Here is a 24,344-nt window from a genome sequence, read left to right as displayed (position 1 = left end):
ATCAAGCCTATTTCTTCTTCGCGTTTTCGGCCTCATAGCCGCTGCGGTTCAAACTTTGCCCGGCGGCGGTCGCAACCTTGCGCACCAGCTCCCAGTCTTTCTGGTAATTGGCGGGGAGGAAGCGGTCGCCACCCAGCCCTTTCGCCATTTCCGGCGGAATGCGGTAGTCGAAGAAACATTGCTTGATTTTGGCCACCAGTTCCGGGTTCAAATCATGCGCGTAGGCGTAGGAATCAGTCGGGAACATTTCGCTGGTATAGAGCGTCCTGAAATCATCGGCGCCGACCACACCGCGTTCAATCATGTGCTGCAACACATCGCTGGCGACGGGAGCCGCGTCGTAATCGCCTGATTTGACGCCAAGAATGGACTGGTCATGCTTGCCGGAATAGACCACCTTGTAATCCTTGTCGGGGGTAAGCCCCTGTTCGACAAAGAGCGCGCGCGGCGCGAGGTTGCCGGTGTTGGAAGACGGCGAGGTGTGCGCGACATTTTTGCCCTTCAGGTCGGCAAGCTGCTGGTAGGGGCTGTCTTTGCGCACAATCATATTGATGGAGACGCCTTCAGGGCCTTTTTCCGTGCCGCGAATGGCGAAGGGGACGGCACCGGCGATATTGACCGCGAAGTTGGTCGGGCCGGTCGAAAAAGCGGCGATGTGCAAGCGCCCGGAACGCATCGCCTCAATTTCCGCCGCGTTTGACTGCACCGCGAAAAACACCGTCTTGCGGCCAACGCATTGCGACAAATGCCCCATGAACGGCTGGAACAGCTTTTCATAAACGGTTGGGTCTTCCACCGGAGTGAAGGCGAAAACCAGCGTTTTCGGGTCGCGGAATTTCTTCGGGTCGGTTGGCGGATCGGCGACCATGTCATTGTCGGCGTCGCAATAAATCGCATCGAGATCGCCGCGGTGCGGGCAGGCGTCATCTGCCGCCAGCGCGGTACCGGCAAAAGCCAGCCCCGCCGACGCGAGCAGACCGAGACGGAACATCGGCATCACATTGTGCCTGGCATCAAATTGCATCATGAGCTCCATTATGGATGTGGGGAGAGGCAAACCTTCAGGACCAAAAGCTGTTGATTCCTGCAAGGGGATAACCGCCTGAGAAACAAACGGTAGCGTTGAAAGATGCGCATCCGGCAGTGCGACAATTCACACATTTCAACAATCTGAACCCATTATAATCCACAGATAACCGCAGAAAAAAGTGGGTAATCCACAGTTTTTTATAACGATACTCACAAATTTCTGTGCCAGCCGCCGAAATGCGCTGACGGGCGCAAAAAAAAAACCGGGCATTTGCCCGGTTGTTGCCATGCGCTTTACAGCACTACCGCCACGCAAAAACTGACATCAGCCACGCCGCTGGCATCGTCGTAGTGGTGATAACGTTCAAAACAGGGACGGTTGTCGATTTCCAGCCGCGCGGCGATGACCGCCGCTATGATTTCTTCCCAATACACGCGGTACTGCGCCGGATCGCTGACCGTACGGCGAATGACGGCGTAACTGCCGCCGGGCAGTCGCTGCTTTTCGATATCGTCGGCGGTTGGCGCGTCTTCCGGCACGATGAGGCAAATGTCGGTGCGGCATTTGTCGGCGGGCGTGATTTCCGGGCTGTCGAGGTAGATATAGAGACATTCGCCATCGGCCAAGCCGTGCGCGCCCGCCCATTGGTAGAGACGGTTGGTCGCAGCCTCATAGTTCTTGCCGTATTCGCCGACGACGCGGATGTAGGCGACGGTACATGGCGCGAGGGTGGTCGTTTGCATATCGCTGGTCATGGTTTGCTCCTGTGGGTTGATGACCGCGACAGTATCGCCCTGTGCCGGGCGGGCGGCGTGTCCCGTTTTGTGCAGCAGGTGTCCGATTTTGCTGTTTTGCAGGGTCGCGATATAGCTTGCGAGGTCGCGGCAGGCGCGCAGCTCGCTCGCGGTGATGCCGAAATGGGCGCGGAACGCCTTGGCCAGCGCCTGCGAGCTGGCGTAGCCGTGCTCAAGCGCGAGGGCAGTAATGTTAGCGTTGGCATCGTAAAAGAGCTGGCGTGCGATGTTTTCCAGACGCAGACGGCGCACGGTCGTAGCAGGCGTTTCGCCGACAACCGCTTTGTAGATGCGGTGGAAATGGTAAGGCGACAGCGCCGCCATGTCGGCAAGCGCGGTGAGGTCAAGCGGCTCGCGGTAATGCTGTTCAAGATGGCGGATGACCGGGCGTAGGCGCTTGGCGTAATCGGTGGGCATGGGCGGTTCGGGGAAGGCTCATCCCTGCAAATCGCGGTAGGTGATGATGAGCGGCGCGTGGTCGGAGAAGTTTTCGCCGGTGTAAACGCTGGCGCTTTCCACCTGCGCGGCGAGGTTGGCGCTGACAATCTGGTAGTCGATGCGCCAACCGACGTTGTTGGCGCGGGCATTGCCGCGCTGGCTCCACCAGGTGTATTGCTCCAGTTCGGGATGGACAAGGCGGAAGGCGTCGCGAAATTCACCCGCGAAAAGGTCGGTGAGCCACGCGCGCTCCTGCGGCAGGAAGCCGCTGTTTTTCAGATTGCCCTTCCAGTTTTTCAGGTCTTTTTCGGTGTGGGCGATGTTGATGTCGCCGCAGAGGATGAGGCGCTCGCCCGCCGCTGCCCGCGCGTTCAGCCACGGCGCCAGTTTCGCCATAAAGGCTTCTTTTTTGGCTTGACGCTCCTCGCCGCTGGTGCCGCTGTGCATATAAAGGCTAATGAGCGAAAAACCGGGGTAGCGCGCCTCCAGATAGCGGCCTTCGCTGTCGATTTCCGCCCAGCCGATGCCGTGCTGCACCGCCTGCGGCGGGTGTTTCAGGTACAAGGCGACGCCGCTGTAGCCCTTCTTTTCCGCGTCGTGATAGTGGTTGTGGGCAAAGGGAAAATAGGTGGCGTCGCCTTCCAGTTGCGGCAGTTGCGCCTTGGTTTCCTGGATGCAGACAGCGTCGGCGTCTTGCGCGTTGAGCCATTGGAAGAAGCCCTTGCGCGCGGCGGCACGGATGCCGTTGGCGTTGAATGTGATGATTTTGAACATTTTTTTCTAATCCTGGGATGCGTGGGGCGCGCAGTATATCAAGAGGCGTAATTGCCGATGTCGTGGGCGATAAAGTCCGCTAAAATTGCCCGCGCCCGCAAGGGCGTTTTTTGTTTAATTAAAGGAATGTTTTATGAAGAAATCCATACTGGCGGTTTTCGTTTCTGCCGCGGCACTCACCCTTTCTGCATGCGGGGGTGGCGGCGATGACGATACGCAACCGGTGGATCCCAAGGCGACATCCAGTGTCCCGAACCAGGCAAATTCATCTGGCAATGTGAATCAGCCAAGCCAACCGGCGAATACGGGCAAGCAAACGACTTCTGCTGCGGGCGCCGCTTTTTTCGCTGACCAGAACGATTTGACGACCGCCCGCCCCATTGGTGTCAGCGGCGACCGCGATTCGGTCATTTCCATTAACGGCCACAATATTACCGTTGCCCGTCCGGAGTTTGAGGATCAGAATTTCGGGACAACATCCGATGACGGCAAAACCCGCACGATTACCAACGGTCGCAACATCATGAGCTATGTCCGCTTCGGCTTCCATACGGAATTTGGCGGCGCGGGCAACGACAAACAGCATTATGTGTTCGCCCTCGGCGACCCGACCCCCACCGACAAGATGCCCACTTCCGGCGATACTTACTACATCGGCCTCAGCACCTTCGCGATGGGCACTAACCCGGCATTCCGCACCGGTCTTTCCTCATTCCATGTGGATTTCGACGAAAAAACCATTGACGGTGAAGTCTATGGCGACAGCCGCGTCAATCCCATCGAACTGGGCGGCAAAATCAACGGCAATGCGTTCAGCGGCAGCAAAAACGGCGTGGAAATGCAGGGACATTTCTACGGCCCGCAGGCTGAACAGGTGGGCGGCATCTTCAAAGGCACCGCCACCGATATTCCGGGCATTGATGAACCCACACCGGTGATGGGTTCGTTCGGCGCGCGAAGACTGTAACCCGCCTTTGGCAGCCCGCCCGAAGGTTTACGGGCGGGTTTTTGCATCCGTTGGCTTATAGCAATCCCCCGAAAGCCTCATACGGTGTTGCGTCGCTTGACCGGGCACCCATAAAAATGGCGAAGCCATTTTTATGGGAAACCCGCGCCGTACAACCGCGTACTGTCTTCAGCGACGCGCCTTGTCTGAGGCTTTCGGTGTATCGCTATACATGATGATTTTGAAACTGTTTTTTGAGGTGAATGATGCTGGCAGCCTATCAGAAAGATTTTTTGCGCGCGGCGCTCGCGGTTGCGGCGCTGAAGTTTGGTGATTTCACGCTGAAATCAGGGCGACAAAGTCCGTATTTCTTCAACGCGGGCGCCTTTGCCAGTGGCGAAGCGCTCACCATAATGGCGCGCGCCTATGCGGCAACCGTGCTGCGCCTGCGTGATGAAGGCGTTGCCTTTGACGCGCTCTACGGCCCCGCCTACAAAGGCATTCCGCTGGTGGCAGCGGTGGCAGTGGTGCTGCACGCGGAACACGGCCTGTCGCTGCCGTGGACGTTCAACCGCAAGGAAGCGAAAGACCACGGCGAGGGCGGCACACTGGTTGGCGCGCCGCTCGCAGGCAAGCGCGTGCTGATTTTGGATGACGTGCTGACCGCCGGTACCGCCATCCGCGAATCGCTGACGGTGCTGCGCGCGGCAGCCGCCGAACCGGTCGCGGTTGTCGTCGCGCTTGACCGTCAGGAAACCGTTGATGGCGGCGACACCGCCCTCGCGCGGCTGGCACAAAGCGAGCAATTAACCACCGCCGCCGTGGTTACCCTCGACGACCTTTTGCAGTACATCGGCGACGACACCACCCTCGCCGCGCACCTGCCCGCGATGCAGGCCTACCGTGCCCGCTACGGCGCACGCGCTTGAAAAGCCCTTTTTTCGCCGCCATTTAGGCGCGGCAGTAGGAAACAGGCGGCGAAGCGGCTATACTGCGCGCCGCCGCGCCTCCTGCGCGGTTCTTCTTTACCCGCCGACGCGAATCCCCCTTTAACTTCCATCCCCTGCGGTGCAATACCGCAGTGCCGATTCGCCGTCCGCACACATCCCAACCGGAGACTATCCATGAGCAAACCCATCGCAGTCAGCGAGGCCAACTTTCAGGCCGAAGTAATTGGCGCCAGCGTACCCGTCATCGTCGATTTCTGGGCGACCTGGTGCGGCCCGTGCAAGGCCATCGCCCCCGAACTCGAAGCCCTTGCCGCCGAAACCGACGGCAAGCTAAAAATCGTCAAAGTCGATGTTGATGCGAACAACGACCTCGCCGCGCAATACGGCATCCGTTCCATTCCGACGTTGCTCCTCTTCAAAAACGGCGCGCACGTCGATACCCACATCGGCCTTGCGAGCAAAGAAGACCTGCTGAACTTCGCCAAACCGCATATGTCATGACCCACCCGCCCCCGCATCACGCGGGGGCAAACATTCCCAGCCATCACCACACCGTATGAACCTCAGCGATCTAAAACAAAAAAGCTCCCAGGAAATCCTCGAACTCGCCGAATCCATGGGACTTGACGACATCTCCCGCAAACGCAAACAAGACCTCATCTTCAGCATCCTCAAAGCGCACGCCAAAGGCGGCGAAGAAATCAGCGGCGACGGCACCCTCGAACTCCTGCAAGACGGCTACGGCTTCCTCCGCGCCGAAGTGAACTCCTACCAGGCCAACCCGGACGACATCTACGTCCCGCCCGGCCTCATCCGCCGCGGCAACCTGCGCACTGGCGACACCATCACCGGCAAAATCCGCCCGCCGAAAGAAAACGAACGCTACTTCGCGCTGACCAAAATCGACACCATCAACTACGACGAACGCGGCGCGGCGCGGCACAAAATCCCCTTTGAAAACCTGACCCCGCTGCACGCCGACGAAATGCTCAAACTGGAACTGGGCAACGGCAGCAGCGAAGACATCACCCCGCGCATGATTGACCTCATCGCGCCCATCGGCAAAGGCCAGCGCGGCCTCATCGTCTCGCCGCCGAAAGCGGGCAAAACCGTGATGCTGCAAAACATCGCCCAATCCATCAGCCAAAACCACCCCGAGTGCTACCTCATCGTGCTGCTCATTGACGAGCGCCCGGAAGAAGTCACCGAAATGCAAAGAAGCGTCAGAGGCGAAGTCATCTCCTCCACCTTTGACGAACCGGCGCAGCGCCATGTGCAAGTCGCGGAAATGGTCATCGAAAAAGCCAAGCGGCTGGTCGAGCACAAAAAAGACGTCATCATCCTCTGCGACTCCATCACCCGCCTCGCCCGCGCCTACAACACCATCACCCCCGCCTCCAGCAAAATCCTGAGCGGTGGCGTAGATGCCAGCGCCCTGCAACGCCCCAAACGCTTCTTCGGCGCGGCGCGCAACACCGAAGAAGCCGGCTCGCTCACCATCATCGCCACCGCCCTGATAGACACCGGCTCGAAAATGGACGAAGTCATCTACGAAGAATTCAAGGGCACCGGCAACATGGAAATCCACCTGAACCGCCGCATCGCCGAAAAACGCATCTTCCCGGCAATCGACATCAACCCCTCCGGCACCCGTCGCGAAGAACTGATGATTGACCCCGACGTCCTGCAAAAAACCTGGATACTGCGCAAAATCCTGCACCCGATGGACGAACTGCAAGCGAGCGAATTTCTGCTGGAACGCCTGAAAAACACCAAGACCAACGAAGAATTCTTCCAGTCGATGAAGAACGTCAAATAACCCGTGCGCTTCCATTCCCCGCCCCTTGCAGAATAGCGGAGGGGACGGGCAATGGCTGCGGCTGCGCGCCCCCTTCCGGCATCAGCGCCATTCCAGACATTCCGTCAACCCATGCCCAGCGTCTCTCTCCTCCTCTGGCTCGCCCTGCTTGCGACCTTCCTTACCCTTGACTACCGCCTTGACCACGCCGACCGCTTCCTTGACCCGGCGCGGGTGCAACGCATCACCATCACCCAAAAAGACAGCGCCATCACCCTTGAGCGCGGCAGCGGCGGCTGGACGGGCGACGGCAAACCCGTCCGCCCCGGCAGAGCCGAACAAATGCTGGACATCCTCGCCACCTGCCACAGCCCGCAGCCCCTCGCCGACCTCAAGGCACCGCCCAACCCGCGCCCGCTCACCCTCACCCTTGACGGCAAACCCTACACCCTCGGCGGTTACAACACCTATCATCACGCGCACTACCTTGACGATGGCCGCACTGCTTGGCTGTGCGGCGAAAACCTCAAGGCCATGCTCGCCCAGCCACCCGCGAGCTGGTTCCCCGCAAGCGGCTGAAATCCGGGCAAAACCGCACCAGTACACGCGCGGCGGCAGATTACCATCCGCCAATCATGCTATACTCTCGCGCCCCGAAAACCTCAAACCACACACATCACGAGCAACCAACATGAACAGACGGGACTTCATGGCAGGCGTCATCAGCGCCGCTGCCCTGACCAAAACAGCCTTTGCCCAGGAAAACGCGCCACAAGCCGAAGCCGATACCCACAGCTTTGGCCGCGTCATCACCCTCGCGCAGGAGCGCGCGCAAAGCCCGGACAAACCGGACCTCTTCAAACTCGCCGGTGCCTACGCCGACCTCAGTTACGACCAATACCGCGGCATCCGCTTCCGCCGCAGCGCCGACCCCATCCAGGCCGGCAAATCCCAGTTCGGGCTTGACCTGCTGCCGCCCGGCCACTTCTTCAAAGAGCGGGTGCGCATCTCCCTCGTCAAGAACGGCAAGGCCGAAGAAATCGCCTTTGACCCGACCCTGTTTGACTACGACCCGAACCAGTTTGACGCCAGCAAACTCGACTTCAGCGACGAAATGCGCCAGGGACTAGGCTGGTCAGGCTTCCGCCTGCGCTATCCCATCAACTCGCCCGATTACCTGGACGAATTTGCCGTGTTCCAGGGCGCCAGCTACTTCCGAGCCATCGCCCGCGACACCCTCTACGGCCTCTCCGCACGCGGCCTGGCGCTGGGTACCGGCGGCCCCAACGGCGAAGAATTTCCGCGCTTCACCCAATTCTGGATTTACCAGCCCGGCGCGGACGACCGCAGCATCCGCCTCGAAGCGCTGCTGGAAAGCGCCTCGCTCACCGGCGCCTACGCGATGGAAATCATCCCCGGCGCGGAAACCGTCTTCCTCATCAAATCCAGCCTCTTCCCGCGCAAGGACATCGAACACTACGGCATCGCGCCGCTGACTTCGATGTACTTTTTCAGCCCCAGCCGCCGCGCGGCGATTAACGATTACCGCAACGCGGTGCATGACAACGACGGCCTTGCCATCTACACCGGTGCGGAAGCCCGCCTGTGGCGTCCGCTGTGCAACCCGCAGACGCTGCAATTCTCCGCCTTCATTGACGACAACCCCAAAGGCTTCGGCCTGCTGCAACGCGCGCGCGCCTTCGACAACTTCCAGGACGCCGAAGCACGCTACGACAAGCGCCCCTCCGCCTGGGTCACACCGCGCGGCAACTGGAACAAGGGCAGCGTCTCGCTCGTTGAAATCCCCGTGACCAACGAATTCAACGACAACATCATTGCCTTCTGGAGCCCGGCAGAGCCGCTCAAGGCCGGACAACGGCACGACTTCGCCTACGACCTCACCTGGTCGCAAACCGGCCCCGAATTCTCCGGTCGCGCCCGCATCAGCGGCACCCGCAGCGGTGCGGCGGTGAACAACCCCGAACTGTTCACCTTCACCGTGGACTTCACCATGCCCGAAGGCACCACCCCGCTTGACCCGGACACGCTCAAACTCAGCACCAACGCCAGCGTCGGCGAAATCAGCGGCGCCCACCTCGTCCGTCTGCCGGAAGCGGGCAAACTGCGCGCCGCCTTCGACTACCGCCCGAAAAACAACACCATGGCCGAGCTGCAACTGCGCCTCACCGACGGCAAAGACGTCCCCGTTACCGAAAGCTGGTACTACCGCTGGGTACCCTTATGAGCGCCAACCTTCCCGCCGTCCCGCCTGCCGCGCCGCTGAATATGCGCGTCCAGTCGCTGCGCAAGGCGCCCGGACGCCCGCCGGTGTACACCCCGCTGCGCACCCACCTTGCCCGCCTCATCGCCTTTGGCGGCGCACTCGCCATCGGTACCCTCGGCAGTTGGCATATGCTCAAGGCCTTTGGCGACGGACGCAGCACCCTGCTGCAATACATCCTGCTCGTCTTCTTCGCGCTCACCTTCTACTGGGTCGCCTTCTCCACCACCGCCTGCCTCGCCGGCTTCCTGCCGCTGCGCCGCCACAAGGCCGCGCTTGACCCGGACGGCGGCAAAGTGGCGCTGGTCATGCCCGTTTACGGCGAAGACCCGGCGATGACCCACGCCGCACTCTTGGCAATGGCACAACAAATCAGCCAAACCGCCATTGCGGCGCGCTGCGAAATCTTCATCATCTCCGACACACAAAAACCCGACGCCTGGCTCGGCGAAACGCGGGCATTGCACATCCTGCGCGAACGCTCGCCCATCCCCGTCTGGTACCGCCGCCGCGCGCAAAACGTTGGCCGCAAATCCGGCAACGTCGAAAACTTCGTGCGCCGCTGGGGCGGCCGCTACGCCTACATGGTCATGCTTGACGCCGACAGCCTGATGGACGCCGACACCCTCGTCGAAATGGTCGCACGCATGGACGCCGAACCGCGCCTCGGCCTCTTGCAAACCATGCCGCGCCTCATCGGCGGCGAATCCCTGCTGGCGCGCGCCATCCAGTTCGCGGGCGCCCTCTACGGCCCCATCGTCGCCCGTGGCGTCGCCGCCTGGCAGGGCGAAGACGGCAACTACTGGGGACACAACGCCATCATCCGCGTCCACGCCTTCGCCGAAAGCTGCGGCCTGCCCATCCTGCGCGGGCGCAACCCCATCGGCGGCCACATCATGAGCCACGACTTCGTCGAAGCCGCCCTCTTGCGCCGCGCGGGCTGGAACGTGCGCATGGACCCCGACCTCGGCGGCAGCTACGAAGGCCTGCCGCCAACGCTGGACGACCTCGTCGGCCGCGAACGCCGCTGGGCGCAGGGCAACATGCAACACCTCGGCATCATCGGCGCCAAAGGCCTGCGCTGGCCGAGTCGCATCCACTTCCTTATCGGCATCGCCAGCTACATCATGAGCCCCATCTGGCTGACCATGCTCATCGTCGGCACCGGCATCACCGCGCAAACCCTGTTCACCAAACCCCAATACTTCACCAGCGCGCGCCAACTCTTCCCCGACTGGCCGACCTTCGACCCCGAGCGGATGCTCTGGCTCTTCTTCGCCGCCATCAGCCTGCTGCTGTTGCCCAAATTCGTCGGCTGGCTGCGCATCATGCTCTCCAACAAAAAGCGGCGTGCCTTCGGCGGCGGCCTCACCGTCTGCAAAGGCTTCATCGTGGAGCTCATCGTCTCCACCCTCTACGCGCCGCTGCTGATGCTCATCCAGACCCGCCACGTTATCGACATCTTCCTTGGCCGCGACAGCGGCTGGCGCACACAAAACCGCGCCGGTGCGCTGATGCCGTGGAAAGACGCGCTCAAGCGCAACCTCATCTACGTCATCATCGCCGCCATCATGCTCGCCGGCCTCATCTGGCAGGCGCCGAACCAAATCATCTGGCTCTCGCCCATCATCATCGGCCTCTTCCTCTCGCCGTGGCTGTCGCGCCACAGCGGCAACATCGGCCTTGGCAAATGGCTGGCGAAAAAGCGGGTACTGCTCATCCCCGAAGAAATCACGCCGCCTGCGATTGAAACCACAGCCGCCGCCGACAGCGCCCCCTTTGCCGCCTGCCGCAACCAGCGCATCACCGAACTGGGGCGCAACCGCGACCTCGCCGCGCAGCACATCGCCGCGCTCGACCTCGACGCCCCGCAAAACACCAAAGAGCGGCTGCTGCACATCACCGCCAAAGCCAAACTGCAAGAAGCGGCGCACTACGCCGAGGCGCTGAAATACCTCAACCCGCAAGAGCTGCTGCACGTCGCCGGCTCGCCCGAACTGATCGAACTGCTGCTCAACCTGCCAGACTAAGAGCTGTTTACAATTGAAAAATCCCCCTCCCCCGCAGGGCGAAGCCCGCAGCGGGGGAGGGTTGGGGAGGGGGTGAGCAATATTATTGATGCGCCGAAATTTCAATTTTTCAATTGTTTGCTGCCCTCACCTCACCCCCTCTCTCAGAGAGAGAGGCTTATCCGCCGAATTGTAAACACGCCCTAAAACCTGCCCCCTTCCCCATGGGGGACTGGTACAGCTCACGCGAAGTGCGAGAAAGTCGGGGAGGGGGCAGCAAACCATTCGTGCAGCGACCGCATTCAAAACGACGCAAACGCCCCCAACCACCTTGAACCATAAAAAACACAGACCACCACACCGAAAACCCCAACCAAACCAGAAACCATGCAAACCTTGCTCTTGCACCACAGCGGCCCGCTGGGCGGCATCCTCGCCAGCGACGCCCAAAAAGAAATCGTTGAGCTGCGCCTGCGCGCGGGCAACGAAATCCCGCCCTACCAGAACGGCGCAGCCATCGTCCTCATTACCCTGAGCGGCAGCGCGGAAATCCGCAGCAACGGCGAAAGCGCGGCGATGACACCCGACCGCATCATCACCCTTGAGCCGTGGCAAAGCCACAGCATCCGCGCCACCGCCGACAACACCCACATCATCGCCATCAAAAACCTCGCTGCCGCGCCCGCCTGACTGCCGCCGCGCGCACAAAAAAACCGGGTTCAACACCCGGTTTTTTGATGTCTGACGTACTCACGGCAAAAAGCGGAACACGCCAAACGCACTATCAACGTGAAAATCCGGCTGCGGCGTATTCGGATTGACCCAGGAAATCCACTCCGCGCGCGGCTCCGTGCCACCGGACGGCGAAAACTCCGCACGGAACACACCGGTGCGCATCAGACCGTCGCGCAGCAAATGCAAATCCTGCAAGACCTTCAGCGGAATCTTGCCCTCGACACTATAGCCATCGCCGGTCAGCACCGCCTTCGACTCCAGCCCAGTGAGCGCCCAGTCGCTGTCAAACTGGCGGTAATAGGCGATGGCATAATCATGCACCCGCCCCTTCGCATCGACCTCAATCGCATAATAACGCTCCATGCCATTCTCGCCGGGGCGATCGACCGGCGCACCGGCGAAGAACAACTCGACCCGATCCTCGCCATCAACCGTGCTTTCATCCTGCCATTGCTCCGCCGCCAGCACCTGCTTGTCCTTGACCACGAACGAAAAATAAAAATCCTCGCCATCGCTGAAAGCACGGAACACCGTTGCTGGCGCCTCCTGCGGCGCCCAGGGAAAATGAAACGCCCCGGCAAGCGCAGGCACCTCCACCCACACCGCCTCATCGACCTTGCCATCCAGCGCGACCTTGCCCTCGCGCCTGACCACATCATATTGCGCCATGCCGAAATTCGGACTGAGCACCGGTGACGGCGCGGCAACCGCAACCACGGCCAAACCCGCCAACGCGGCGGCAACAGCAGACTTGCAGAACATAAAACACTCCTGACAAAAGAAAGGAAGCCGATTATAGCCGTTCACCGAAAGTTTCAGACAAGGCGCGTCGCCGAAGACAGTACGCATTTGTACGGCGAGGCGACGCAACACAGTATGAGGCTTCCGGTGGATGGCTATATAACGCCACCGCCCCTTTCGCCGCGCTACACAACATCCGCTACAATTCCCGCCTCACCCCCGCACGGAGCAACCATGACCCAAACCCTGACCGCCAGCGCCCCCGGCAGCATCATGATTACCGGCGAACACGCCGTCGTTTACGGCGCGCCTGCCATCGTCTGCGCCATCGACCAGCGCGTCCGCATCCACCTCACCCCGCGCACCGACCGGCAAATCCACATCCAGAGCGCCCTCGGCGAACACCGCACCGACCTCGCCCACCTCACCGACCACCCCAAACTGCGCTACATCATCGCCGCACTGCGCCAAACCCCGCCCGCAGGCGGCCTCAACCTCACCATCGACAGCGACATTGACCCCACCCTCGGCCTCGGCAGCTCCGCTGCCGTCACCGCCGCCATCACCGCCCTGCTCTACCGCCTGCGCGGCCAAAACCCCGACCTGCTCGCGCTGCACCGCGCCGCCTACCGCACCATCCTCACCGTCCAACAACGCGGCAGCGGCGCCGACCTCGCCGCCTCGCTCGCCGGTGGCCTCATCGCCTACCAGAACCGCCCCTTCACCCGCATCGAACCACTACCCGCACCGCCCACCGGCCTCAGCCTGCGCTACGCGGGCTACAAAACCCCGACCGCCGAAGTCCTCGCCCGCATCGCCGCCCACGCCGCCATCGACCCCGACTACTACCAGCACCTCTACGACCGCATGGGCGCGGGCAGCGCGCGCAGCATCGCCGCCGCCACACGCGGCGACTGGGCGGACTACTACCAGAGCCTCAACGACTACCAGGAACTGCTGAACGCCCTCGGCGTCTGCGACGACACCCAGGCCGCCCACCTCGCCGCCGCCCGCCCGCACGCCCACGCGGTAAAAATCAGCGGCAGCGGCCTCGGCGACTGCATCCTCGCACTGGCCGACCAGCCGCCCGCGCAACACCAGCCGGTTGCCATCGCCCGCGACGGCGTGCGCCTCGAACACCGCCCCTGCCCGTATTGACAGCCCTTGCCGCCACACTATACTTGCCGCCTTTCATAACCTTAACCAACCCACAGGAAAACCAGTGAAAAACGTCGCCATCGGCATCATCGGATACGGAACCGTCGGACAGGGAGTCGTCGAAGTCCTGCACAAAAACGCGCGCGAAATCGAGCGCCGTTGCGGCTACCACCTGCACGTCAAAAGCGTCGCCCGTCGCAACTGGGGCAACACCGACACCGCCGCCCTGCCCTTCAGCTGCACCACCGACGCGATGGCACTCGCCCGCGACCCGGCGATTGACATCATCATCGAACTCGCCGGCGGCGAACACCCGGCGCGCGAACTGATAGAAACCGCGCTCACGCACGGCAAGCACGTCATCACCGCCAACAAGGCACTCATCGCCAAACACGGCGACGCCCTCTTCGCCCTGGCGCGCGAAAAAGGACTGGAACTCACCTTCGAGGCCGCCGTCGCCGGCGGTATCCCCGTCATCAAAGTACTGCGCGAAGGCATGAGCGGCAACGAAGTCAAGCGCGTTGCCGGCATCATCAACGGCACCAGCAACTACATCCTCACCGAAATGGCACAAAAAGGCCGCGACTTCGCCGACGTCCTCAAAGAAGCGCAAGCCTTGGGCTACGCCGAAGCCGACCCGTCGTTTGACATCAACGGCACCGACGCCGCCCACAAAATCACCATCCTCGCCTCGCTCGCCTTCGGCATCCCGCTCCAGTTCGACAGCGTTTACATCGAAGGCATAGATTCACTCACCCCGGACGACATCCAGGACGCTGCCGAACTCGGCTACAGCATCAAACACCTGGGGCTTGCCGTGCGCCGCGACAACGGCGTCGAAATCCGCGTCCATCCCACTCTCGTCCCGCAAAACGCGCTGATAGCCAGCGTCAACGGCGTGATGAACGCGGTGCAAGTACAAGGCAACGCCGTCGGCAACAGCCTCTACTACGGCCCCGGCGCGGGCAAACTGCCGACCGCCTCGGCAGTCGTCGCCGACCTCATCGACGTCGTGCGCGAACTCAACCTCAAGGGCGAAGACCGCCTCGCCGAATTTGGCTACAGCGAAGTGCACGACCGCAACAGCCTGCCGGTACTGCCCGCCGACGCCTACCACAGCGCCTACTACCTGCGCCTCACCGTCGAAGACCGCGCGGGAGTACTGGCGGACATCACGCGAATACTGGCCGACAACCACATCTCCATCAACTCCGTCAGCCAGAAAAACCACCGCAAACACAACGACCACATCCCGCTGGTACTGCTCACCGAAACCGTCAGCGAAGCACAAATGAACCGCGCCTGCGAACAACTCGCCGCGCTGCCTGCCGTCTCCGGCGCCGTCAAACGCATCCGCGTCGAAAACATCGAATAAACACCGAGCGCCCCTGCCTGTACCGGAAGCAAAAGCCCGAAAACCACCGGACGGCTCCCTCCCCCTGTGGGGGAGGGCTGGGGTGGGGTTAATCCGCATACCTCGCTACCGATTCGCCAACCCCAAACCATCTACATACACCTGAGCGCTCTTGGTGTATGTATAGCCATCCACCGAAAGCCTCATACGGTGTTGCGCCGCTTCGCCGTACAACCGCGTACTGCCTTCAGCGGCGCGCCTTGTCTGAAACTTTCGGTGGATGGCTATAAACCATCCCGCTCTGCCCCACAGCATCCGCACACACCAACACCCCGTGATCACCCCCCGCCCTGCGCGCATCAACGCCGCCACCCTGCCTGCTGACTGGCACCCGCTGGTCAAAAACATCTACGCCAGCCGCCTTGCCAGCCACGACGAAATCGAAAAACGCCTGCAACACCTGCTGCCGCCGGACAACCTGCCCGACATCGCCCCTGCCCTCGCCCGCCTTGACCGCGCCCTTGCCACCGGCGAACCCGTCCTCGTTTACGGCGACTACGACGTCGATGGTGCCACCGCCACCGCCCTCACCGTGCGCGTCCTGCGCCAACTCGGTGCCAACGTGGACTGGTTCATCCCCAACCGCAGCGCCCACGGCTACGGCTTCAGCCTCGCCGGACTCGCCGCGCTGCCACGCACGCCCGGACTCATCCTCACCGTCGATAACGGCACCAGCAGCCACGAAGCCGTCGCCGCCGCCCGCGCGCGCGGCATCGACACCCTGATTACCGACCACCACCTCCCCGGCGACACCCTGCCCGACGCCATCGCCATCGTGAACCCCAACCGCCACGACAGCACCTTCCCCGGCAAAAACCTCGCCGGCGTCGGCGTCGCCTTCTACCTCCTCCTCGCGCTGCGCCAACACCTGCGCGCACAAGGCCGCTGGCCGGAACACCTGCGCCTCACCGACCACCTCGACCTCGTCGCCCTTGGCACCATCGCCGACCTCGTCCCGCTCGACTACAACAACCGCATCCTCGTCAACCACGGCCTCGCCCGCATCCGTAGCGGCCAGGGCAACACCGGCATCCGCGCCCTGCTGGCAGTGGCCAACCAAAACCCCACCCACCTCGGCGCACAAGACATCGCCTATACAGTCGCGCCGCGCTTGAATGCCCTCGGCCGCCTCGGCGACATGAGCGACGGCGTCGCGCTGCTGCTCGCCGAAGACTGGCAAACCGCACAAGACTACGCCCAAGAAAGCGACGAAAAAAACCGCGACCGCAAAGCGCTGGAAAACGAAGCCGTCCAAGAAGCCGCACAACAAATCTCGCCCGTACTGCCGCTGGCCGCCGCCTACAACCCCGGCTGGCACGAAGGCATCATCGGCATCATCGCCGCCCGTCTCAAAAGCCGCTTCGCCCGCCCGGCACTGGTCGCCACCGACAGCGGCGAAAACGGCTGGATCAAGGCCTCACTGCGCTCCGTCAGCGCCGTACCCCTGCACGAACTGCTGCACACCGCCGCCCGCCACCTGCCCACAGACACCCTGCGCTACGGCGGCCACGCCGCTGCCGCCGGCCTCAGCGTCAAACGCGAACACTACCCGGCGCTGATCGACGCCATCAACCGCGCCTTCCTCGACACCTACGGCGCGACCATCCCGCCCGAACCCGTGTACATTGACGGCGAACTGCCTGCCGCACTCTTGAACCTCGACTGGGCGCGCTACCTCGAACAACTCGAACCCTGGGGCGCGGCGCTGCCCGTGCCAGTATTCGCCAACCCCTTTGAAGTGCTGGACTGCCGCCTGCTTGGCAGCGCACACACCCGCCTCGTCCTGCGCGAAATGCACAGCGGCAACACCTACAGCGCCTCGTGGTTCTTTCACACCGCCGACTACCGCCCCGGCACCCGCCTGCGCATCGCCTACGAGCTACAAGTAAACCGCTTCTACGGCGACGAACGCCTGAGCCTCCTCGTCCAGCACGCACAGCCGCTATAAATCCCCTGCCACCCCCATCGCACACAAGAGCTATGAACCGCCGCCTATTCCTCCTCCTCGCCGCCGCCGCACTTGCCGCCTGCGGCAAAAAAACCGCCAAACACGCCGCCCTACCGCGCGGCAGCGCCGTTCTCGCCCTTGGCGACTCGCTCACCTACGGCCAGGGCGCGAATCCGTCCGAATCCTACCCCGCCCGCCTCGCCGCCATCAGCGGCTGGAACATCACCAACGGCGGCATCAGCGGCGACACCAGCGCACAAGCGCTTGCCCGCCTGCCGGAACTGCTGCGCGCGCACGCGCCGCGCCTGGTCATCATCAGCATCGGCGGCAACGACTTCCTCCGCCGCCTGCCGGAAAACGAAACCCGCGCCAACATCCGCGCCATCATCCAGGCCTGCAAAACGGCTGGCGCAGAAACCATCCTCGTCGGCGTGCCGGGCGTCGGTGTCGGCGCGGCGCTGGGCTACCCCGGCGACCACAAACTCTACGCCGACCTCGCCCAGGCGGAAAACATCCCCTACTACGCCGACGGCTGGTCAAAAATCCTCGGCAACGACGCGCTCAAATCCGACCAGGTACACCCCAACGCCGCCGGATACGAAGCCTTCACCCGCGACTTTGCCGCCTGGCTGAAAAAAAACGGCTGGCTGAAATAAACCTACACTTTAACCTTCACTTTCTTGTCCGTATTACTTAAGGACTAACCATGAATATCCATCCCGAAGAAAACACCTCCGAAATCTGCTGGTTTGTTGGTGCCACTTATGGCAATGATGACCAATCGCCCCGCTTCCTGCAGGAAGGCATCTGGGAAAATGGCTATCCCGACAAATATCTGGAACTGGTGAAATCCGCCCGGCCGGGAGAACGCATTGCGATAAAAGCCTCTTATACGCGCAAACACGGCCTGCCTTTTGATAACCGTGGAAAAAGCGTTTCCATTATGGCGATTAAAGCCATTGGCGTGATTACCGAAAATCCGGGAGATGGTCGCACCTTGAAAGTACGCTGGGAAGCGGTAAACCCGCCGCGCGAATGGTATTTTTACACCGTGATGAAAATGATTTGGCGCGTTTCACCAGATGAATGGGAAAAAGAGGCGCTTATTGATTTTACCTTCTCTGGAAAAGCACAAGATATTGACCGTTTCCGCAACGCACCCTATTGGCGTGACCGCTTTGGCGACAAAGCCGCAGCGCAAACGCGCTTTAAGTGGACCAATTTCTACGAAGCAATTGCTGATAAATTGCTTGCATTCAGACACCGCCGTGAAGAACTTATTGCCAATATCCATGACATTGCCGCTAAAGTCAAAGGCATGTCGCATTTGCAGGACAACTTCAAGGATGGCAGTAAAGGCCCATTAAAAGACATTTGTCCTTTTACCGTGATGGGTATCTTTAACCGCAAATTGACAGATGAAAACCGCAAAGAAGTTGCGGCTGAGCTTGCCCAATTCTTGGGTGTAACAGAAGATATACCCATTACCTTTGATGGCGTACCTTTATTAAATAACCAAAATTCCTGGTTTTTTGCCTATGATGAACACCGTAACCCGGATGACATAGATACCCTTTGGGAAGTTTTTGCCTGCGCGCTTGCTTTTGCAGATAACGATGACGATGAAAGCAGGCTGGCCTTTATGGCGGCTTATGATAAAGCCATTACACGCAAAAACGTCAAATGGAATCTGAGCATGGGCTTGTTCTGGGCGCGCCCCTGGTTTTTCCCAACCTTGGACGGACAATCGCGTCTTTATATAGATAAAGTGCTGGATATGCAGATTGATATGGATACTGCCAAACATTGTTGTAGTGCGGCAAATTACCTTACCCTGTTAGATGCCTTGCGTAATCACTTCCAGGAAGATACATATCCTGTCCATTCCTTCCCCGAACTTTCATTAGCTGCTTGGAACTTTGTTGGCGATACAAATGACGATAATGATGCGACCGCAAAAGCCGCTGCCGAAACAGCGCAGGCGCGCACCTATACCATCGACGATATTATTACAGATGGCTGTTTTCTGGAAATTGCCACAATCCGGCAAATACGCGACCAACTGCAACGTAAGAAGAATATTATCTTGCAAGGTCCGCCCGGTACAGGAAAAACCTGGCTGGCAAAGCGGCTCGCTTATGCCCTAATGGGGCAAGAGGCGAAGGAGCGTATCCGTGCGGTGCAATTCCATCCCAATCTTTCTTATGAAGATTTTATCCGCGGCTGGCGGCCAGTAGGCGATAAGGAAGGCAAGGGGACACTGCAATTGGTAGATGGCCCATTTCTGGAAATGATCAACATTGCCAAGAAAAAAGAGAATGCCAACAATAAATACGTTGTCGTGATTGAGGAGATTAACCGCGGCAATCCGGCGCAAATTTTTGGTGAAATGCTAACCTTGCTGGAAGCGGATAAACGAACCCCCGATGAAGCACTGGAACTTACTTACCGCCGCACAGATGATGAACGGGTCTATATTCCGGCCAACCTCTATGTCATCGGCACCATGAATATCGCCGACCGCTCGCTGGCGCTGGTAGATTTGGCGCTGCGCCGCCGTTTTGCCTTTATCAATCTGCAACCGGTTTTGGGGGATAAGTGGTGTAACTGGGTGCATACTAAATGCAGAATAGATACTGAACTGCTATCGGTTATTGAACAACGCATATTACAACTTAATGAGACCATCAAAAACGACAAGAATTTAGGCGCGCAATTCCAGATAGGGCATAGTTATATTACCCCGCCACGCAACGCAAATATTGATAATGGCAAGGAATGGTTCCGTCACGTTGTCACCAATGAGATTGTACCCTTGCTGGAAGAATATTGGTTTGATGCGCCAGATAAAATAGAAGCGGCAAAAATAGCCTTGTTAGAAGGATTCTAAGCGTGCTGACTGAATCCGAAAAAATAGCTGATGTTGGCTATATCGGCGCCATTCCGGTGCGTAATCTTTGGCTACTGATGCTTTATGCTTCAGACTTGTACCGTGAGCTTGCATTGGACAGGCGCGCCATTGAAGACACGCCTGATGAGATTCCCGACTTGGTGGCAAAAATCCTTTGCCACCGCGTTGAATACCGCTTACGCCGTAATTTGAGCTATGGCTATCAAACGCGGCAGGATATTTTGTCGCGGCTGCGGGGGCATATTGACTTGCTAAAAACCGAACAGCGGCGTTTATTGGCACGCGGCAAGATTGCCTGTGTTTTTGCGGAATTAACGGTAAATACCGCCAGAAACCGCTATGTGCGTGCCGCATTGGCAGAAATCGCCAAAATAGTGGAGGACAAAACGTTAGCGCACCGTTGCCGTTCACTGGCAGCCGGATTGCAACGCCTTGGCGTTAGCGGCGATTGCCCCGGACGGCATGAAATGGCGGCCGATGTGTTTGCCAGGCACGATGCGGGCGACCGCCCGATGGTGGATGCGGCGCATTTGGCATTTAATCTGGCATTGCCGACGGAAATGGCAGGGCATAAATCCCTGCCCATACTAGAGCGGAATATTGTCTGGATGCGCCGCTTGTATGAAAAGGCTATTGCCGGGTTTTATGAAGTTACGCTGGATAAGGCGTGCTGGCGGGTTGAAGCCGGTAAATGGTTAAAGTGGCAAATAGCACAAGCCAGCGACAATATGAAGCAGCTATTTCCCGCGATGCAGACTGATATTATTTTGGAAAACCGGGCGGCGCCGTACTGCCTAATTATAGACACCAAATTTAATGCGGTTTTGAGCAATGGCAGACACGGCAAGGAATCGCTACGCAGTCATTATATTTACCAGATTTATGCCTATCTGCGCTCGCAGGAAGGCAATGGTGCGCTTGCCGATAACGCCGCCGGGTTGTTGCTGCATCCGGCAACCGGGTACAACGTGGACGAGACGGCGGTGATTCAGGGACACAAAATCCGCTTTGCCACGGTGGATTTAAGTGCTTCTGCCCGCGAAATCCGCCAGCGGTTATTGCAAGTTATTGCTGAATAATCAATTTATTATTCATGCCTTGCGGTGTGCCCTGCCTGCTGCGCCGCTGTGCATTTCACGGTGAAAACTGCGCGAAACCGTTTTCCCGTCCACAAAAAACAACGCTGCCATGCTAAAATTCACCCAAGGTTAAAACCGCTATCGCTTGAAAAAACACGGGAGCAGCAACATGGGAAAAAGCCAAAAAACCGGCATCGACGCACGACTGCAAGCATTTGCCGAATGGAACACGCAGTATCACCAACAACTGAAAGCCGCAGGCAAAGAAGCACTCGCCCGCTTTGACGACATCCTCAGCTTCGCCTACCGCGAAGAAAACACGCCGCAGCAGGGCGTGACCGATACCAAACTGCTCGCCAGCCTTGATGAGACCAAACCGCTTGCCGTACAACTCTGGCACGACGATGAGGGAGAAGACGGCCTGCGCCTCTGCATCTACGGCAAAGATGACAAAGCCGCCTACTTCCCGACTGTCGCCCAAATCCTGAAAAACCTCGCCCTGCCTGCGCTCGCCCTGCACGACTACAGCCTCGGCGACAACTACTGGCTGCAACGCTACGACATCGACAGCGCACTTAACGACTTCCAGCCGGGTGACGCCCCGGACAGCCATTTTGACAACATCGTCAAAGCCTTCATCAGCGTCTGGACAGGTGCGAGTGAAGACGACGACCTCAACGGCTACGTCAGCGCGCACGGTTGCGACATCCGCGAAATCGCCGTATTGCGCGCGCTCGGCAAATACCTGATACAGGCGGGCGCGCCCTACAATTACGAACAAATCCGCGCCGCGCTCACCAACAACCCCGACGCCACCCTCGCCTTCATTGACGCCTTCCACGCGAAAATGCAGCCGGGCAACAATGATGCCAACCGCGCCGCTGCCGCGCTGGCCGAACTGCAAAACCAACTGCAACAAGTCAAAAGCGGCGAACACGAAGCCATCCTGCGCTGGTACCTTGACCTCTTAAACGCCTTGGTGCGCACCAACTACTACCAAAAAGACGCCGACGGTCGCCCGAAAAACCGCCTTTCCTTCAAATTCGCCGCGCGCGACATCCCCAACCTGCCCAAACCGAAACCACTCTACGAAATCTGGGTTTACTCACCCGAAGTCGAAGGTGTGCATTTGCGCGGCGGCAAAGTGGCACGCGGCGGCCTGCGCTGGTCGGACCGCCACGGCGACTTCCGCACCGAAGTCCTCGGCCTTGTCAAGGCGCAAATGGTGAAAAACGCCATCATCGTCCCGGTCGGCTCCAAAGGCGGCTTCGTCGTCAAAAACCCGCCCGCCGACCGCGACGCCTATCTGGAGGCGGGCAAAAACTGCTACCGCACCTTCATCCGTGGCCTGCTTGACCTCACCGACAACCTCGTCGATGGCAAAATCGTCCCGCCCGCCGACACCGTCCGCCACGGCGAAGACGACCCCTATCTCGTCGTCGCCGCCGACAAAGGCACCGCCAAATTCTCCGACATCGCCAACAGCATCGCCGCCGAATACCACTTCTGGCTCGGCGACGCCTTCGCCTCCGGCGGCTCGGCAGGCTACGACCACAAAGGCATCGGCATCACCGCGCGCGGCGCGTGGGAATCGGTGAAGCGCCACTTCCGCCTGCTCGGCAAAAACATCCAGAAAGACGACACCTTCACCGCCGTCGGCATCGGCGACATGAGCGGCGACGTCTTCGGCAACGGCATGCTGCTCTCGGCAAACACCAAACTGCTCGCCGCCTTCAACCACCTGCACATCTTCATCGACCCCAACCCCGACCCGGCGACGAGCCTTGCCGAACGCGAACGGCTGTTCCGCCTGCCGCGCTCCACTTGGGCGGACTACAACGCCGCCCTCATCAGCAAAGGCGGCGGCGTCTTCGCCCGCAGCGACAAAAACATCGCCATCACCCCGGAAATGAAGGCGGCGTTTGACATCAGCGAAGACCGCCTGACGCCGACCGAACTCATCAGCCGCCTGCTGAAAGCACCGGTTGACCTCATCTGGAACGGCGGTATCGGCACCTACATCAAGGCAAGCGACGAGACCAACGCCCAAGTCGGCGACCGCGCCAACGACGCGCTGCGCATCAACGGGCGCGACGTGCGCGCGAAAATCATCGGCGAAGGCGGCAACCTCGGCATGACCCAGCGCGGCCGCATCGAAGCCGCACAAAACGGCGTCCGCCTCAACACCGACGCCATCGACAACTCCGGCGGCGTCAACTGCTCCGACCACGAAGTCAACATTAAAATCCTGCTGAATCAGGCGATTGAGGCAGGCGAACTCGACCACGCCGCGCGCAACACGCTGCTACATGAGATGACCGACAGCGTCGCCGCGCACGTCCTGCGGCAGAACTACCTCCAGCCGCAAACCATCAGCCTCGCCCTCTCCCGCCGCGAAAACCTCGACGACTACGCCCGCCTGATGCAGCAGCTCGAAGCCGAAGAACGCCTCGACCGCGCCATCGAAAACCTGCCGGACGACGCCAGCCTCGGCAAACGCCGCGACGCCAGCGACAACCTCACCGCGCCCGAACTGGCCGTACTGCTCGCCTACACCAAAATGTGGCTCTACGACCACCTGCTGGAATCCCCCTTGCCGGATGCGCCGTACCACCAACGAAACCTGCGCCACTACTTCCCGGCGCAACTCGCCGAAAAATACGGCAAATACATGGGCACGCACCGCCTGCACCGCGAAATCACCAGTACCTGGATGACCAATGACCTGGTAAACCGCCTCGGCATCGCCGGCACCTGGCGCGCCAGCCAAACGAGCGGCAGCATCCCGGCGCTGGTGAATCACTACACCATCGCGCGCGAAGTGAGCGGCGCGGACGCCCTCTGGCGCGAGCTGGAAACCCAGGACAACCGCGTCCCCGCCACCCTGCAAGACGAACTGCAACTGCGCATCCGCGACCACCTGGAGCGCAGCATCGAAACCCTCGCCCGCCACGGCGGCAGTTATGACGACCTCGAAGCAGCGATTACCCCCCTGCAACACCGCATCACCGCGCTGCTATCGACCACGCACTACCAGCACGGGCAAAGCCGCCCGCGCGACAAGGCGGCCTGGCAAAACTTCGGCCTGCCGGAAGCGCTCGCCGAACGCATCGCCACCCTGCCGCTGCATTTGGAAGCACTGAAAGCCTGCCTTGAAGCCAAAGACGACACCAGCCTCGAACAACAGTGGCAGGAAACCGTCGCCCGCCTCGCCGCGCAGGGAATGTTCCAATAACTCTCTGTTCATACGAAAGAAACCCGCCTGATGGCGGGTTTCTTTATGCGCGTGCTTTGTAGCCATCCACCGATATGCCCCCTCCTCCTTGGGGGAGGGTTGG

The 24,344-nt window shown here is 60.3% G+C and carries 19 protein-coding genes; 15 read left to right on the top strand and 4 right to left on the bottom strand.

Features of this window, described 5'->3' with window-relative positions:
* Positions 1 to 7: 7 nt before the first annotated feature.
* From phnD to ACO54Z_RS03485, 3 genes are all read right to left on the bottom strand, one after another.
* Positions 8 to 1,027 carry a phosphate/phosphite/phosphonate ABC transporter substrate-binding protein gene (gene phnD, locus ACO54Z_RS03495; protein ID WP_485995770.1) on the bottom strand — a complete coding sequence of 340 codons (1,020 nt, stop codon included), beginning with the start codon at positions 1,025 to 1,027 and terminating at the stop codon, positions 8 to 10.
* A 296-nt stretch (positions 1,028 to 1,323) separates the two neighbouring features.
* Positions 1,324 to 2,241, bottom strand: a complete 918-nt coding sequence (locus tag ACO54Z_RS03490) for an AraC family transcriptional regulator (protein ID WP_485995769.1) — start codon at positions 2,239 to 2,241, stop codon at positions 1,324 to 1,326.
* A gap of 18 nt (positions 2,242 to 2,259) precedes the next feature.
* The gene (locus ACO54Z_RS03485; protein WP_485995768.1) at positions 2,260 to 3,036 is read right to left on the bottom strand and encodes an exodeoxyribonuclease III; all 777 of its coding nucleotides are present in this window, start codon (positions 3,034 to 3,036) and stop codon (positions 2,260 to 2,262) included.
* A 133-nt stretch (positions 3,037 to 3,169) separates the two neighbouring features.
* On the opposite strand from ACO54Z_RS03485, the gene ACO54Z_RS03480 reads away from it, so the two are divergent.
* The 8 genes from ACO54Z_RS03480 to ACO54Z_RS03445 all read left to right on the top strand — a co-directional run bounded on the left by ACO54Z_RS03480 (position 3,170) and on the right by ACO54Z_RS03445 (position 11,710).
* Positions 3,170 to 4,003: a transferrin-binding protein-like solute binding protein gene (locus ACO54Z_RS03480; RefSeq protein WP_485995767.1), complete on the top strand. Its 834-nt coding sequence runs from the start codon at positions 3,170 to 3,172 to the stop codon at positions 4,001 to 4,003.
* A 248-nt stretch (positions 4,004 to 4,251) separates the two neighbouring features.
* A complete protein-coding gene (gene pyrE / locus ACO54Z_RS03475) occupies positions 4,252 to 4,911 on the top strand; it encodes an orotate phosphoribosyltransferase (RefSeq protein WP_485995792.1) in 660 nt (219 codons plus the stop codon).
* A 195-nt stretch (positions 4,912 to 5,106) separates the two neighbouring features.
* Positions 5,107 to 5,433, top strand: coding sequence for a thioredoxin (gene trxA / locus ACO54Z_RS03470; RefSeq protein ID WP_298081135.1), 327 nt, complete (start codon positions 5,107 to 5,109; stop codon positions 5,431 to 5,433).
* A 55-nt stretch (positions 5,434 to 5,488) separates the two neighbouring features.
* A complete protein-coding gene (rho, locus tag ACO54Z_RS03465) occupies positions 5,489 to 6,751 on the top strand; it encodes a transcription termination factor Rho (protein ID WP_485995766.1) in 1,263 nt (420 codons plus the stop codon).
* 111 nt (positions 6,752 to 6,862) lie between these two features.
* Positions 6,863 to 7,309, top strand: coding sequence for a hypothetical protein (locus ACO54Z_RS03460; protein ID WP_485995765.1), 447 nt, complete (start codon positions 6,863 to 6,865; stop codon positions 7,307 to 7,309).
* A gap of 112 nt (positions 7,310 to 7,421) precedes the next feature.
* Positions 7,422 to 8,975: an OpgD/OpgG family glucan biosynthesis protein gene (locus ACO54Z_RS03455; protein ID WP_485995764.1), complete on the top strand. Its 1,554-nt coding sequence runs from the start codon at positions 7,422 to 7,424 to the stop codon at positions 8,973 to 8,975.
* Positions 8,972 to 11,041, top strand: a complete 2,070-nt coding sequence (gene mdoH / locus ACO54Z_RS03450; protein ID WP_485995763.1) for a glucans biosynthesis glucosyltransferase MdoH — start codon at positions 8,972 to 8,974, stop codon at positions 11,039 to 11,041. Before ACO54Z_RS03455 ends, mdoH begins: the two co-directional genes overlap by 4 nt.
* Positions 11,042 to 11,407: 366 nt before the next feature.
* Positions 11,408 to 11,710, top strand: coding sequence for a cupin domain-containing protein (locus ACO54Z_RS03445; protein WP_298081130.1), 303 nt, complete (start codon positions 11,408 to 11,410; stop codon positions 11,708 to 11,710).
* Positions 11,711 to 11,770: 60 nt separating this feature from the next.
* Here the strand turns inward: ACO54Z_RS03445 and ACO54Z_RS03440 are convergent, their stop codons facing one another.
* Positions 11,771 to 12,517, bottom strand: a complete 747-nt coding sequence (locus ACO54Z_RS03440; RefSeq protein ID WP_485995762.1) for a carbohydrate-binding family 9-like protein — start codon at positions 12,515 to 12,517, stop codon at positions 11,771 to 11,773.
* A gap of 213 nt (positions 12,518 to 12,730) precedes the next feature.
* On the opposite strand from ACO54Z_RS03440, the gene ACO54Z_RS03435 reads away from it, so the two are divergent.
* From ACO54Z_RS03435 to ACO54Z_RS03405, 7 genes are all read left to right on the top strand, one after another.
* Positions 12,731 to 13,654, top strand: coding sequence for a mevalonate kinase family protein (locus ACO54Z_RS03435; RefSeq protein WP_485995761.1), 924 nt, complete (start codon positions 12,731 to 12,733; stop codon positions 13,652 to 13,654).
* 64 nt (positions 13,655 to 13,718) lie between these two features.
* Entirely contained in the window at positions 13,719 to 15,029 is a 1,311-nt protein-coding gene (locus ACO54Z_RS03430; protein WP_485995760.1) for a homoserine dehydrogenase, read from the top strand.
* Between the two features lie 313 nt (positions 15,030 to 15,342).
* Positions 15,343 to 17,016, top strand: a complete 1,674-nt coding sequence (gene recJ / locus ACO54Z_RS03425) for a single-stranded-DNA-specific exonuclease RecJ (RefSeq protein ID WP_485995759.1) — start codon at positions 15,343 to 15,345, stop codon at positions 17,014 to 17,016.
* 32 nt (positions 17,017 to 17,048) lie between these two features.
* Positions 17,049 to 17,672, top strand: a complete 624-nt coding sequence (locus ACO54Z_RS03420; RefSeq protein WP_485995758.1) for a GDSL-type esterase/lipase family protein — start codon at positions 17,049 to 17,051, stop codon at positions 17,670 to 17,672.
* 50 nt (positions 17,673 to 17,722) lie between these two features.
* Positions 17,723 to 19,906, top strand: a complete 2,184-nt coding sequence (locus tag ACO54Z_RS03415) for an McrB family protein (protein WP_485995757.1) — start codon at positions 17,723 to 17,725, stop codon at positions 19,904 to 19,906.
* A gap of 2 nt (positions 19,907 to 19,908) precedes the next feature.
* On the top strand, positions 19,909 to 21,006 hold the full coding sequence (mcrC, locus tag ACO54Z_RS03410; RefSeq protein ID WP_485995756.1) for a 5-methylcytosine-specific restriction endonuclease system specificity protein McrC: 1,098 nt from the start codon (positions 19,909 to 19,911) through the stop codon (positions 21,004 to 21,006).
* Between the two features lie 169 nt (positions 21,007 to 21,175).
* On the top strand, positions 21,176 to 24,241 hold the full coding sequence (locus tag ACO54Z_RS03405; protein ID WP_485995755.1) for an NAD-glutamate dehydrogenase domain-containing protein: 3,066 nt from the start codon (positions 21,176 to 21,178) through the stop codon (positions 24,239 to 24,241).
* Positions 24,242 to 24,344: the final 103 nt, after the last annotated feature.

The sequence above is a fragment of the Cardiobacterium sp. genome (assembly GCF_057314735.1).
The sequence above is the reverse complement of the archived record's forward strand: the minus strand, read 5'-3'. Positions and strand labels throughout refer to the sequence as shown.

Coding starts and splice junctions, on each gene's coding strand:
- phnD (WP_485995770.1), bottom strand. CDS start 1,027: ATGATGCAATTTGATGCCAGGCACAATGTGATGCCGATGTTCCGTCTC.
- ACO54Z_RS03490 (WP_485995769.1), bottom strand. CDS start 2,241: ATGCCCACCGATTACGCCAAGCGCCTACGCCCGGTCATCCGCCATCTT.
- ACO54Z_RS03485 (WP_485995768.1), bottom strand. CDS start 3,036: ATGTTCAAAATCATCACATTCAACGCCAACGGCATCCGTGCCGCCGCG.
- ACO54Z_RS03480 (WP_485995767.1), top strand. CDS start 3,170: ATGAAGAAATCCATACTGGCGGTTTTCGTTTCTGCCGCGGCACTCACC.
- trxA (WP_298081135.1), top strand. CDS start 5,107: ATGAGCAAACCCATCGCAGTCAGCGAGGCCAACTTTCAGGCCGAAGTA.
- rho (WP_485995766.1), top strand. CDS start 5,489: ATGAACCTCAGCGATCTAAAACAAAAAAGCTCCCAGGAAATCCTCGAA.
- ACO54Z_RS03460 (WP_485995765.1), top strand. CDS start 6,863: ATGCCCAGCGTCTCTCTCCTCCTCTGGCTCGCCCTGCTTGCGACCTTC.
- ACO54Z_RS03455 (WP_485995764.1), top strand. CDS start 7,422: ATGAACAGACGGGACTTCATGGCAGGCGTCATCAGCGCCGCTGCCCTG.
- mdoH (WP_485995763.1), top strand. CDS start 8,972: ATGAGCGCCAACCTTCCCGCCGTCCCGCCTGCCGCGCCGCTGAATATG.
- ACO54Z_RS03445 (WP_298081130.1), top strand. CDS start 11,408: ATGCAAACCTTGCTCTTGCACCACAGCGGCCCGCTGGGCGGCATCCTC.
- ACO54Z_RS03440 (WP_485995762.1), bottom strand. CDS start 12,517: ATGTTCTGCAAGTCTGCTGTTGCCGCCGCGTTGGCGGGTTTGGCCGTG.
- ACO54Z_RS03435 (WP_485995761.1), top strand. CDS start 12,731: ATGACCCAAACCCTGACCGCCAGCGCCCCCGGCAGCATCATGATTACC.
- ACO54Z_RS03420 (WP_485995758.1), top strand. CDS start 17,049: ATGAACCGCCGCCTATTCCTCCTCCTCGCCGCCGCCGCACTTGCCGCC.
- ACO54Z_RS03415 (WP_485995757.1), top strand. CDS start 17,723: ATGAATATCCATCCCGAAGAAAACACCTCCGAAATCTGCTGGTTTGTT.
- ACO54Z_RS03405 (WP_485995755.1), top strand. CDS start 21,176: ATGGGAAAAAGCCAAAAAACCGGCATCGACGCACGACTGCAAGCATTT.